Annotated in this window: 13 protein-coding genes and 1 pseudogene; 10 read left to right on the top strand and 4 right to left on the bottom strand. The window is 70.2% G+C overall.

Annotated features, from left to right (window positions below; all coding sequences use genetic code 11):
- The 3 genes and pseudogenes from RMO85_RS01205 to RMO85_RS01195 form a co-directional block, all read right to left on the bottom strand.
- Positions 1-223, bottom strand: a pseudogene (locus RMO85_RS01205) (SAM-dependent methyltransferase); the annotation flags it as partial.
- A 16-nt stretch (positions 224-239) separates the two neighbouring features.
- Positions 240-878, bottom strand: a complete 639-nt coding sequence (locus RMO85_RS01200; RefSeq protein WP_310525943.1) for a VOC family protein — start codon at positions 876-878, stop codon at positions 240-242.
- A 74-nt stretch (positions 879-952) separates the two neighbouring features.
- Positions 953-1,714 carry a hypothetical protein gene (locus RMO85_RS01195; protein ID WP_310525942.1) on the bottom strand — a complete coding sequence of 254 codons (762 nt, stop codon included), beginning with the start codon at positions 1,712-1,714 and terminating at the stop codon, positions 953-955.
- A 44-nt stretch (positions 1,715-1,758) separates the two neighbouring features.
- Between RMO85_RS01195 and RMO85_RS01190 the strand changes: the two genes are divergently transcribed.
- The 8 genes from RMO85_RS01190 to proC all read left to right on the top strand — a co-directional run bounded on the left by RMO85_RS01190 (position 1,759) and on the right by proC (position 9,155).
- Entirely contained in the window at positions 1,759-2,700 is a 942-nt protein-coding gene (locus RMO85_RS01190) for a Ppx/GppA phosphatase family protein (protein WP_310525940.1), read from the top strand.
- On the top strand, positions 2,697-3,485 hold the full coding sequence (locus RMO85_RS01185) for a sugar phosphate isomerase/epimerase (protein ID WP_310525939.1): 789 nt from the start codon (positions 2,697-2,699) through the stop codon (positions 3,483-3,485). The genes RMO85_RS01190 and RMO85_RS01185 overlap by 4 nt, the downstream gene beginning before the upstream one ends.
- Positions 3,485-4,075 (top strand): TetR family transcriptional regulator, encoded by a 591-nt coding sequence (locus RMO85_RS01180; RefSeq protein ID WP_310525938.1) that lies wholly within the window; start codon positions 3,485-3,487, stop codon positions 4,073-4,075. Before RMO85_RS01185 ends, RMO85_RS01180 begins: the two co-directional genes overlap by 1 nt.
- A 101-nt stretch (positions 4,076-4,176) precedes the next feature.
- Positions 4,177-5,793 carry a peroxidase family protein gene (locus RMO85_RS01175; RefSeq protein WP_310525936.1) on the top strand — a complete coding sequence of 539 codons (1,617 nt, stop codon included), beginning with the start codon at positions 4,177-4,179 and terminating at the stop codon, positions 5,791-5,793.
- 145 nt (positions 5,794-5,938) lie between these two features.
- Complete coding sequence (locus tag RMO85_RS01170) at positions 5,939-6,646, top strand: ABC transporter ATP-binding protein (protein ID WP_310525934.1); 708 nt, start codon at positions 5,939-5,941, stop codon at positions 6,644-6,646.
- Positions 6,643-7,371: an ABC transporter permease gene (locus RMO85_RS01165; protein ID WP_310525932.1), complete on the top strand. Its 729-nt coding sequence runs from the start codon at positions 6,643-6,645 to the stop codon at positions 7,369-7,371. Before RMO85_RS01170 ends, RMO85_RS01165 begins: the two co-directional genes overlap by 4 nt.
- A 44-nt stretch (positions 7,372-7,415) precedes the next feature.
- Positions 7,416-8,345 carry a proline dehydrogenase family protein gene (locus RMO85_RS01160; protein WP_310525944.1) on the top strand — a complete coding sequence of 310 codons (930 nt, stop codon included), beginning with the start codon at positions 7,416-7,418 and terminating at the stop codon, positions 8,343-8,345.
- 6 nt (positions 8,346-8,351) lie between these two features.
- A complete protein-coding gene (proC, locus tag RMO85_RS01155) occupies positions 8,352-9,155 on the top strand; it encodes a pyrroline-5-carboxylate reductase (RefSeq protein WP_310525930.1) in 804 nt (267 codons plus the stop codon).
- 9 nt (positions 9,156-9,164) lie between these two features.
- Here the strand turns inward: proC and RMO85_RS01150 are convergent, their stop codons facing one another.
- On the bottom strand, positions 9,165-9,680 hold the full coding sequence (locus RMO85_RS01150; protein WP_310525929.1) for a general stress protein: 516 nt from the start codon (positions 9,678-9,680) through the stop codon (positions 9,165-9,167).
- Between the two features lie 151 nt (positions 9,681-9,831).
- Here RMO85_RS01150 and RMO85_RS01145 point away from each other — a divergent pair, with 151 nt between their 5' ends.
- A complete protein-coding gene (locus RMO85_RS01145; RefSeq protein WP_310525928.1) occupies positions 9,832-11,013 on the top strand; it encodes an acetoin utilization protein AcuC in 1,182 nt (393 codons plus the stop codon).
- Positions 11,014-11,192: 179 nt separating this feature from the next.
- Positions 11,193-11,399: a helix-turn-helix domain-containing protein gene (locus RMO85_RS01140; protein ID WP_397202783.1), complete on the top strand. Its 207-nt coding sequence runs from the start codon at positions 11,193-11,195 to the stop codon at positions 11,397-11,399.
- Positions 11,400-11,511: the final 112 nt, after the last annotated feature.

Raw genomic sequence — 11,511 nt, 5'->3', positions numbered from 1 at the left:
CCCCGACCACCGAGGCCGCCGACGTGGCCCAGCGGGGAAGGTGGAAGCCGCTGCCGCAGCCCAGGTCGAGGAAGCGCACGCCGTCCCAGGAGGCGACCGAGGCCATCGCAGCCTCGATCAGACCGCCGGGATCGGCGGCGCGGTTCTCGATCTCGTAGGTCGCCGGGTGGTGCCAGATGTTCGGCGACGGGGTGGCCCCCTCCGGTCGCGGCGCCCTGGTCATGCGCGGAGCGCGGAGCTCAGATCCGGACCAGGCCCGAGGGGGTCTGGAACTGCGCGGCCAGGATGCCCGGGGTGCCGTTGGGGGCGACCCACTCGACCTTGACGTCCTCCAGCGGTGCCTCGACGCTCTCGCCGAGCCACTCGCTGACCCGCTGCGGGTCGCCGGCGATCTCGAGAGTGGCCAGCGAGAAGTCAGGGTCGGCGCCGTTGCTCGGGTGCATCTCGGCGGGCGACTGCCACTTGATGAAGAACGGCAGCTGTGGGTCGTCCATCAGGCTGGTGACACCGATCTGCTGCCACAGCAGCTCTTCACCGGTGGGGAGGTGCCGGTTGCCCTTGACGGCCTCGCGGCCGAGTCGAGTCTCGACCTCGGCGATGTCGTCGACTGCCACGACCCAACCCAGCCAGCCGCCGCCGGCCGCCGAGCGGGCGCGGACGGCCTGGCCGAACGGGGCCTTGTCGCTCGCCGGGTGGTCGAGCACCTCCACAACCTCGAGGTAGGTGCCACCACCGAGCGGCATGATCATGTTGCGCGTGCCGAATCGGGGGTGTACCCCGCCGTCGATGAATTCCTTGCCAAGCATTTCCCCGATGCGCTGGGCAGTGCTGGCGAGGCCATCCGGAGTGGCTGCGAAAGAAAGATGGTCCAGGCGCATGCAGGCATTCTGACCCCGTTGTCCGTGCCGGTCGCACAGGGGGTCGGGTTCTCTTGACGTCGAGAAACCTTCGCCTAGCGCGGGTCGGCCGGGTGCAGCGCCAGGGCGGAGCGTGAGCGCACGTGCGCCTCGCAGTGACGGACGAGCTCGGTGTAGCCGTCCCGGCCCATCAGTTCGGTGAGCTCGGCCTCGTGGGTGACGAACACCGGCTCGAGGGCGACGTGCGCCTCGGTGTTTCCCGAGCAGTACCAGTCGAGGTCGTGCCCGCCGGGGCCCCAGCCGCGGCGGTCGTACTCACCGATCGAGACCTCGGTGTAGGTCGTGGCGTCCTGCCGTTCGACGGTGCGGAACGTGCGCCGGATCGGCAGCTGCCAGCACACGTCGGGCTTCGTCTCGAGCGGGTTGCGTCCCTGCTCGAGCGCGAGCCCGTGGAGCGCGCAACCCGCACCGGTGCTGAAGTCCGCGCGATTGTGGAAGATGCACGCCGACTGTCCTTCGTGCTCGCGGGTCAGCGTCTTGCGCTCCCCCTCGTCGTCCTTCTCCACCCAGTCGGCCTTCTTCGCCGCCCGCCCGGGATGGAACTGCCACTGATCCGGCGTGAGCTGGGCGACGTACGCCGCAACCCGCGACTCGTCGTCCTTGTCGGCGAAGTGGGCGCCGAGCGTGCAGCAGCCGGTGTCGGGGGCGTCGGCGTAGATCCCCTGGCAGCCCTGGCCGAAGATGCACATGTAGCTCGAGGTCAGCCAGGTCAGGTCGCAGCGGAAGACCTGCTCCTCGTCGGCCGGGTCGGCGAACTCGACGTAGGCACGGGGAAAGACGAGATCGACTTCAGGCACCTGACGATCCTACGGGCGACCGCGGTGCCTAGTAGTTTGGTGCCATGCGCCTGGGCGTCCTAGACATCGGCTCCAACACCGGTCATCTCCTCGTGGTCGATGCGCACGGTGGCGCGGCCCCACTGCCGGCGTTCTCCCACAAGCAGCCGCTCCGGCTGGCCGAGCACCTCGACGAGGGCGGTGCCGTGACGCAGGACGGGATCGACGCCCTCACCGACTTCTGTGCCTCCGCCGTGCGCGTGGCCGAGGACAAGGGCTGCGCCGAGATGCTCGGCTTCGCCACGTCCGCGGTCCGTGACTCCGTCAACGCCGATGAGGTGCTTGCCCACGTCAACCGTGTCGCCGGGGTCAACCTCGCCGTCCTGTCCGGGGAGGACGAGGCACGCCTGACCTTCCTCGCCGTACGCCGCTGGTTCGGCTGGTCCGCCGGCCGGCTGGCGGTCTTCGACATCGGCGGCGGGTCGCTGGAGATCGCGGGCGGCTCCGACGAGGCCCCCGACATCGCCTGGTCCCTGCCGCTCGGCGCGGCCCGGCTCGCGCGGACCTGGTTCGGCGGTGACCGGCCCGACGAGGAGGCGGTTCGCCTGCTGCGGCGCCAGATCCGGGCCGACATCGCCGACAACGCCGGTCACCTGCTCCGCCCCGGCATCCCGGATCGGGCCGCGGCGACCTCGAAGACGTTCCGTTCGTTGGCCCGCATCTGTGGCGCCGCGCCCAGCGGCGAGGGCCGGCTCGTGCCGCGAGCGCTGGAGCGGTCCACACTCGCGATGTGGATCCCCAAGCTCATCGGTCTCAACGCCGACGAGCTGGCGTCCCTGCCCGGCGTCTCGTCGAGCCGCACCCACCAGATCGTCCCGGGCGCCCTGGTGGCGGAGGCCTGCATGGACATCTTCGACCTGCCCGCCCTGGAGATCTGTCCGTGGGCGCTGCGTGAAGGCGTGATCCTCGAGCGCCTCGACCAGATCTCGGTGTTGAGCCAGCCGTGACGCTGATCGGCCTCTCCACGGCCTCGGTCTATCCCGAGTCGACCGCCCATGCCTTCGGCTATGCGGCGCAGCTCGGCTACGACGCGGTCGAGGTGATGGTCGGCATCGATGCCCTGTCCCAGCAGACGTCGGCGATCAAGCAGTTGATCGCCCACCACGAGATGCCGGTGTGCGCGATCCACGCCCCCTGCCTGCTGTGGACGCAGCGCGTCTGGGGCACCGAGCCGTGGGGCAAGCTCGAGCGCTCCGCCGAGCTCGCGGCCGAGGTCGGTGCCGGCGTGGTCGTGGTCCACCCGCCGTTTCGGTGGCAGAAGGAGTACGCCGCGGGGTTCGTCGACGGCATCGCCGCGCTCGAGAGCTCGACGGGCATCGCGTTCGCGGTCGAGAACATGTATCCGTGGCGGGCCTCCTCGCGACGAGGCATGGAGATGTATCTCCCCGGCTGGGACCCCAGCCAGCAGCCGTACGCCAACACCACCATCGACCTCTCGCACGCCGCCATCGCCGACTCGGACGTGATCGAGATGGCCCAGCGCCTCGGTGACCGGCTGCGCCACGTCCACCTCACCGACGGCAGCGGCTCCGCCAAGGATGAGCACCTGGTGCCCGGACGCGGGGCCATGCGCGCCGACGCCGTCCTCGCGCACCTGGCCGAGCGCGGCTTCGACGGGCACATCATCCTCGAGATCAACACCCGCCGCTGCCCCACCCGCGAGGAGCGGATCGCCGACCTGGCGGAGTCGCTGTCCTTCGCGCGCCAGCACTTCGCCGTACGCACGACGTGATGGCCCGCACTGCCCGCGGCCGCCGTCCCGGCGCACCCGACACCCGCGCCGCGGTGCTGGCTGCGGCCCGGTCGTCCTTCGCGGCGCAGGGCTACCGCGGTACGACGATCCGGGCCGTCGCCTCCGCCGCCGGCGTCGATCCGGCGCTGGTGCACCACTACTTCGGCACCAAGGACGACCTCTTCCTGGCGGCGATGGAGCTGCCGGTCGACCCGCGGGCGGTCGTCGCCCACGTGGTCGACGGTCCGCGTGACGAGGTGGCCGAGCGCTTCCTCGGTGCCTTCCTCAGCGTCTGGGACGACCCGGCCGTCCAGCCCGCGCTGCTCACGGTGGCACGACGGATCCTCGAGCCCGGAGGCGATCGGCTGCTCTCGGAGGGCTTCTTGCCGGTGGTCGTCCAGCCGATCGGAGCCATGCTCGGCCTCGACCAGTCCGAGCACCGGATGACCCTCGTCGCCAGTCAGGTGATGGGCCTGATCCTGATGCGCTACGTGCTCCGCGTGGAGCCGCTCGCCTCGCTCCCGCACGACGACGTGATCGCGACGTACGCCCCGACGCTCCAGCGCTACCTCACCGGCGATCTGCCCTGACGTCGCCGGGCCGGTCCTGCACCGAAATCCACAGTTCGGGTGATGCGCGCGCCGGCGTAAGGGGGAACAGTGCGAGTGGTCAACCCACTCGGGAGGTAGCGATGGCGCCAGAGGAACCGACACCCCGGCACGGCCGGGAGGTCTTCTTCATCGAGGGCGAAGGGGTGGTCGGGCAGCCGGCCGACGCGGGTGACGGGCTGAGCGCCCGAGCAGGTGTCACGGCCCCGACCGGTGTCGCCCTGCGCGCAGCGCCCACGTTCCGCTTCGCGCGGATCGGGCCGAAGGGCACGAAGCTGCCCGACGCGATCCTGCGCAAGGTGGCCGAGGCCATGACCAGGGGCGCCAACCGCGACGGCAACATCCCGGCAGGCTTCACCTACCTCGGCCAGTTCGTCGACCACGACCTCACCTTCGACAAGACCCTGGTCGCGTTCGGCGACCAGATCTCGCCGGCCGATCTCGTGCAGGGACGCTCGCCGACGCTCGACCTCGACAGCCTGTACGGCGCTGGCCCCCTCGACCCGGTGTCGGGGGAGTTCTACGAGGCGGACAGGACGCGGCTCAAGGTCGGCAAGACCACCAGGATCGGCGGAGACGTCGCGCGCGTCGGCTTCGACGTACCGCGCGTCGGCACCGGATCGGCCTCGGCGAAGCGCAAGGCGAGGATCCCCGACCTCCGCAACGACGAGAACCTCGCCGTAGCCCAGCACCACGCCGCGATGATCCGATTCCACAACCGCGTCGTCGGCGCCCTCGGCGCGGGCGTCCCGCCGGCCGAGCGCTTCGAGCGCGCCCGGCGCCGCGTCGTCCTCCACTACCAGTGGATGTTGAAGACCGACTACCTCCCGCGCATCTGCGACGGGGCGGTCGTGACCGACGTCTTCACCGGAGGCCGCAAGCTCGTGGAGCCGGGCGCCGACCCGTTCTCGATGCCGAGGATGCCGGTCGAGTTCTCGATCGGGGCCTTCCGGCTCGGCCATTCGATGGTGCGGGAGTCCTATGCCTGGAACGCGAGGTTCCCGAGCGGCTCGGCCTCGCTCGACTTGCTGTTCCTGTTCTCCGGCACGAGTGGTGACCTGGGTGGCGATCCCACCCTGCCGAGCAACTGGATCGCGGACTGGCGACGGCTCTACCGCTTCGCCCAGATCGGCCGACCGGACCTGAAGCCGCCTCGGGGTGAGTTCAACCTCGCGCGCCGGATCGACACCCGCCTGGTCGACCCTTTGTCGGTGCTGCCGATCGGCTCCTTCGGTGGGGCGCCCGGCGACGCGTTCACGATCCGGGCCAACCTCGCCTTCCGCAATCTCGTGCGCGCCGGGATGGTCCGTCTCGCGAGCGGTCAGCAGATGGCTGCGCTGCTCCGCACCAGCGGTGTGCCGGTTGCGACGCTCACCAAGGCGCAGCTTCGTGACGGCTCCGGCGGCGCCGACCTCTCGGGCCTGACAACGGCGCAACTCGATGCGTTCCTGGCCGACACCCCACTGTGGTTCTACTGCCTGCGCGAGGCCGAGCTCAACCAGGGTGAGCTCACCGGCGTCGGCGCCCGCATCGTGGTGGAGACGCTCCATCGAGCGATGGAGGCGAGCGTCCACTCCATCGTTCGCAGCCCGGAGTTCCGTCCCAACCTGGGCGCCGTCGACGGCCGGTTCCGCATGACCGACCTGCTCATGTTCGCCTTCGAGGGCAAGGAGAACCTGCTGGCTCCCCTGGGAGACTGAGGCCCCCGGGCTCCCAGGTGAGGCGATATCCATGGGCGGGATGGCTGGAAATCCCCCTCTGACACAACCATCTCGCCCATGGATATCCAGTCGAGGGGGCGATGCCTTGACGCGGACAGGGGCGAGGCGCACAATTCAACACATGATGAATAATGTCATCTCGATCACCGACCTCCGCGTGGTCCGCGGCACGCGTGAGGTGCTGCCCGGCATCTCGCTCGACATCGGTCCCGGCGTCACGGGCCTCCTCGGCCCCAGCGGCTGCGGCAAGTCGACCCTGATGCGCGCCGTCGTCGGCGTGCAGCGGGTCACGTCGGGCGGCGTCGAGATCCTCGGCCAGCCGGCCGGTGCCAAGCCACTCCGCGACCGCGTCGGCTACCTCACGCAGGCCTCGAGTGTGTACGACGACCTGACGGCCACCGAGAACCTGCGGTTCTTCGCCCGGGTGCTCGGGGTGACGGCGATCGACGAGGCGATCGACGAGGCGATCGCCGCCGTCGACCTCGAGAGCCACCGGGATCAGGTCGTCGGCAATCTCAGCGGCGGGCAGCGCTCCCGCGTCAGCCTCGCCGTCGCGCTGCTCGGAGACCCTGACGTCCTCGTCCTCGACGAACCCACCGTCGGCCTCGACCCGGTCCTGCGCCGCGACCTGTGGGCGCTCTTCCACCGACTGGCCGACGCGGGCAGGGCCGTTGTCGTCTCCAGTCATGTGATGGACGAGGCCGAGCGCTGCGACCAACTGTTGTTGATGCGCGAGGGCCGGATCATCGCCAGCGGCACCCCGACCGAGATCCGAGGCGACGCCCGCGACATCGAGGACGCGTTCCTGAGGATCGTGGAGGCCGTCGCATGAGGATCCTCGCCGTCGCGGGTCGCGTCCTCACCCAGATCCGCCGCGACCACCGCACCCTGGCCATGCTGCTGGTGCTGCCCTGCCTGCTCATCTCGCTGCTGTGGTGGATGTTCCAGGACCTGCCGGGTGCTGCGTTCGACCGCTTCGGCCCGGGGCTGCTGGCGCTCTTCCCCTTCACCGTGATGTTCCTCGTCACCAGCGTCACCACCCTGCGCGAGCGCAGCAGCGGCACCCTCGAACGCCTGCTCTCGATGCCGATGGGCAAGCTCGACTTCCTGCTGGGCTATGCCCTCGCCTTCGGTGCGATCGCGGCCGTGCAGTCGGCCCTCGCCGTGGCGGTCAGCGTCGGCCTCCTCGGACTCGGTGCCAACGGACCGGTCTGGTTGCTGGGCGTCGTCGCGATCGTCGACGCCGTGCTCGGGACGGCGCTGGGCCTGTTCGTCAGCGCGTTCGCGGCCACCGAGTTCCAGGCGGTCCAGTTCATGCCGCTCGTCGTGATCCCGCAGATCCTGCTGTGCGGCCTCTTCGTCGACCGCGGGAGCATGCCGTCGGTGCTCGAGGCGGTGAGCAATGTCCTGCCGTTGTCCTACGCCGTCGATGCCATGCAGGAGCTGGTGGGTGCGGCTGACCAGTCCGTCGTGTGGGGCGACGTCGGTGTGGTCCTGGGCTTCGCCCTCGCCGGGCTGGCGCTCGGAGCGGCGACGCTGCGGCGACGTACGGCCTGACTCGGCCTCAGCGCGTCCTTCGGCGTAGCCTGTGCGGCATGTCACTGCTCCGTCAACCGATCCTCCTTCTCGCCAAGAGCGACAAGGTGAAGAAGCTCGTCAGCACCATGCCGGTCTCGTCCGGGATCGTCACGAGCTATGTCCCCGGCGAGACCACCGAGTCGGCCGTCGACGCCACGTCCGTCCTCATCGACGACGACCTCCGCGTCACCCTCGACTTCCTCGGCGAGGACACCCTCGACCTCGCCCAGGCCGAGGCCACGGTGGCGGCCTACAAGGACATGCTCGCCGAGCTCTCTCGGCGCGGGCTCGCCGGCAGGGCCGAGGTCAGCGTGAAGCTCTCCGCGGTCGGCCAGGCGCTGCCGGACATCGGCGAGAAGACCGCGCTGGAGAATGCGCGCGAGATCTGCCGTGCCGCCCGCAACGCCGGCACCACGGTCACCCTCGACATGGAGGACCACACGACCACCGACTCGACGCTCGGCATCCTGCGCGAGCTGCGCAAGGACTTCCCCGAGACCGGCGCCGTGCTCCAGGCGATGCTGCACCGCACCGAGGCGGACTGCCGGGCGCTGGCCTACGAGGGCTCACGCGTGCGGCTGTGCAAGGGCGCCTACATGGAGCCCGAGACGGTCGCCTTCCAGGACCGCCTCGACGTCGACAAGTCCTATGTCCGCTGCCTCAAGGTGCTGCTGGCCGGTCAGGGCTACCCGATGATCGCCAGCCACGACCCGCGGATGATCCAGATCGCCTCGTCGCTCGCGAGCCGCTACGGCCGCCGCGCCGGCACCTACGAGTTCCAGATGCTCTACGGCATCCGGCCCGCGGAGCAGAAGCGCCTCGCGGCCGCCGGCGAGACGGTGCGCGTCTACATCCCCTACGGCCAGGAGTGGTACGGCTACCTCATGCGTCGGATGGCCGAGCGCCCGCAGAATCTCACCTTCTTCCTCCGCTCACTCGTCTCCAAGAAGTAGGTCAGCATGGGCCAGACCGCGATCATCGGCGCCGGCGTGATGGGGGAGACCCTGCTGTCCGGTCTCGTCCGCGCGGGCCGTCGTGTCGACCTCCTGCTCGTCGGTGAGAAGCGCGTCGAGCGAGCCCGTGAGCTCGAGGAGCGCTACGGCGTCGCGGTCGTCTCCAACATCGAGGCGGCCACCAAGGCCGACACCGTCGCCCTCGTGGTGAAGCCGCAGGACATGGCGACCGTGCTCGAGGAGATCGCGCCGGTCCTGCGGCCGGGCCAGCTGCTCGTCAGCCTGGCTGCCGGCATCACCACCGCCTTCATCGAGTCGCGCGTGCCCGAGGGCGTCGCGGTCGTCCGCGTCATGCCCAACACGCCCGCGCTGGTCGACGAGGGCATGGCCGCCATCTCGCCCGGCTCGCACTGCGACGAGGCGCACCTGGCCGAGGCCGAGTCGCTGCTCGCCTCCACCGGTCGCGTCGTGCGCGTGCCCGAGAAGCAGCAGGACGCGGTCACCGCGATCAGCGGCTCCGGTCCCGCCTACATCTTCTTCGTCGTCGAGTCGATGATCGAGGCGGGCGTCCACCTGGGCCTGCCGCGCGCCACCTCGTCCGAGCTGGTCATCCAGACGCTCTACGGCTCGGCCAAGATGCTCCGCGAGACCGGCACCCACCCCGTCGTGCTGCGCGAACAGGTCACGTCGCCCGGCGGCACCACCGCGTCGGCACTGCGCGAGCTCGAGATCCACAAGGTCCGCGCCGCGTTCCTCGCCGCGATGGAAGCCGCCCGCAACCGCTCGCGCGAGCTCGCCGAAGGCAACTGACCCGCCAGGTCAGCTCGCGGCGTGCGGGTCGGGCAGCAGCCCGGGTTGCGCGGCCAGGATCGTCCGCGCCGCCTCGCGGTGCTTGTGCTCCACCAGCACCTCGTAGCGGGTCGCGATCACGGCCGTCACCGAGCTGAAGTCGCGCTTGCCCCGCGTCGCGGCGTAGCCCGCCAGCGACCACACGACGCCGAAGAGGGCGCCGAAGAAGGCCGTGGAGAGCAGGACGCCGAGCAGCTCGCCCTCCACCCAGAGGGCGAAGACAAGTCCGACGAAGACGCCGAACCACAGGCCGGTGATGGCGCCCGCTGCTGCGACCCGCGCCCAGGTGAGGCGTCCGGTCACGCGTTCGACCCGCTTGAGGTCGGTGCCGACGATCAGGAGGTTCTCGACCGGGAAGTGCTCGTCGGAAAGGTGGTCGACGGCGCGCTGCGCCTGCTCGTAGGTGTCGTAGACGGCGAGGGACTGCGGGAAGTCCAGGTCGAGGCCGAGGCCCCGGTTGGCCCCGCGGAGAGCTGAGGGATCCATGCCCCGAGTCTTGCACCCGCTGCCAGACACGTTCGCGCGCCCATCGCGTCGAGCAGCGCCACGACGTCGTCGAGGAGCCTCGAGCATCGCCAGATCGGCCACCAGCCGAACGCTCCGCGCCCCGGCGCAGGCAGCGGGATAGGTTCGGCCCATGGTGGAGTGCTCCGGACCGGCGTCGGTCGTCTTCGATTCCACGTTGACGGAGTACAACTTCGGACCGTCGCACCCGATGTCCCCGATCCGGGTGGACCTCACGATGCGTCTGGCCGAGGCTCTCGGCGTGCTGGCCGACCTCACGGTCGTGCCCCCGCCGATGGCCGATGACGACCTGATCGCCACGATCCACACCCGGGAGCTGATCGCGGCCGTCACCCGCTTGGGCCAGGAGGGTGGCGAGGATCCCGTGCACGGGCTCGGCAGCGACGACAACCCGGTCTTCCGGGACATGCACGTGGCGGCGGCCCATGTCGTGGGCGCGAGCGTCGAGGCCTGCCGACAGGTGTTGAGCGGCGAGTCGATGCACAGCGCCAGCATCGTCGGGGGCCTCCACCACGCGATGGCCGACCGCTCGAGCGGCTTTTGCATCTACAACGACATCGCGATCGGGATCCAGCACCTGCTCGACAGCGGCGTCGAACGCGTGGCCTACGTCGATGTCGACGTCCACCACGGCGACGGCGTGGAGAAGATCTTCTACGACGACCCGCGCGTGCTCACGATCTCCCTGCACGAGACCGGCCAGATGCTCTTCCCGGGCACCGGCTTCCCGCAGGACTCCGGTGGCGAGGGCGCTGAGGGCTCGGCCGTCAACGTGGCGCTCCCCCCCGGCACCGGCGACGGTGGCTGGCTGCGCGCCTTCCACGCCGTCGTCCCGCCCCTGCTGCGGGAGTTCAAGCCGCAGATCCTGGTCACCCAGCACGGCTGCGACTCCCACATGGAGGACCCGCTGGCGCACCTGATGCTCAGCGTCGACGGGCAGCGGGCGGCCTACCTCGCCCTCCACGACCTCGCGCACGAGCTCTGCGACGGCAAGTGGGTCGTCACCGGTGGCGGCGGCTACGCCCTGGTGGAGGTGGTGCCGAGGGCGTGGACCCACCTGCTCGCGATCGTGGCCGGCAAGCCGCTCGATCCCTCGACCGAGACTCCGCAGGTGTGGCGCGACTACGTCGCCGACGTGCTGGGTCGTACGGCGCCACACCGACTCACCGACGGTCGCAAGCCCGCCTACCGCGACTGGTCGGGGGGCTACGACCCCGAGGCGTGGCTCGACCGCGCCATCATGGCAACCCGGACCGAGGTCTTCCCGCTGCACGGGCTCGACCCCTACCCGTGACCCCTGCCGGCGGAGGAAAATGGGGCCAGATCAACCCGACACGCCGCGCGTCCCACAAGTTTCTCTAGTAACACCCTTCCCCACAGGCCACATTGGCCCTATTGTCGCGAAAAGAGCGCCACGATTTTGTGACACCGGTGGGGAAGCCGGTGCCGTTGCGCAGAAGGAATGGTGCACCGATGGGTCCCAACCAGCCTGGAGACATGTCAGACGTCGTCTTCTTGACGATCGCCGAAGTGGCCGCCAAGATGCGCGTGTCGAAGATGACCGTCTATCGCCTCGTCCACAGCGGAGAGCTGCCGGCCCTTCGCGTCGGCCGTTCGTTCCGGGTGACCGAGGACGACGTCAACGAGTACTTGCGCAAGAGCTTCTACAACGCCGGCTGACCCCGGCGCGCAGGCTGGGCGGACACCGATTCTCGCCCACCCAGCCTGCCCAGTAGGCTGTGCGGGTCGCGCGGGCACCTGCCTGCGCGCCGCGCGCGCATCCGTTTGCGCG

The organism is Nocardioides sp. (genome assembly GCF_031422975.1).
Classification (GTDB): domain Bacteria; phylum Actinomycetota; class Actinomycetes; order Propionibacteriales; family Nocardioidaceae; genus Nocardioides.
Note: the sequence above shows the minus strand (reverse complement) of the source record. Positions and strands in the feature narration are given on the sequence as shown.

Coding starts and splice junctions, on each gene's coding strand:
- RMO85_RS01190 (WP_310525940.1), top strand. CDS start 1,759: ATGCGCCTGGGCGTCCTAGACATCGGCTCCAACACCGGTCATCTCCTC.
- RMO85_RS01170 (WP_310525934.1), top strand. CDS start 5,939: ATGAATAATGTCATCTCGATCACCGACCTCCGCGTGGTCCGCGGCACG.
- RMO85_RS01175 (WP_310525936.1), top strand. CDS start 4,177: ATGGCGCCAGAGGAACCGACACCCCGGCACGGCCGGGAGGTCTTCTTC.
- RMO85_RS01200 (WP_310525943.1), bottom strand. CDS start 878: ATGCGCCTGGACCATCTTTCTTTCGCAGCCACTCCGGATGGCCTCGCC.
- RMO85_RS01165 (WP_310525932.1), top strand. CDS start 6,643: ATGAGGATCCTCGCCGTCGCGGGTCGCGTCCTCACCCAGATCCGCCGC.
- RMO85_RS01150 (WP_310525929.1), bottom strand. CDS start 9,680: ATGGATCCCTCAGCTCTCCGCGGGGCCAACCGGGGCCTCGGCCTCGAC.
- RMO85_RS01180 (WP_310525938.1), top strand. CDS start 3,485: ATGGCCCGCACTGCCCGCGGCCGCCGTCCCGGCGCACCCGACACCCGC.
- RMO85_RS01140 (WP_397202783.1), top strand. CDS start 11,193: ATGGGTCCCAACCAGCCTGGAGACATGTCAGACGTCGTCTTCTTGACG.
- RMO85_RS01145 (WP_310525928.1), top strand. CDS start 9,832: ATGGTGGAGTGCTCCGGACCGGCGTCGGTCGTCTTCGATTCCACGTTG.
- proC (WP_310525930.1), top strand. CDS start 8,352: ATGGGCCAGACCGCGATCATCGGCGCCGGCGTGATGGGGGAGACCCTG.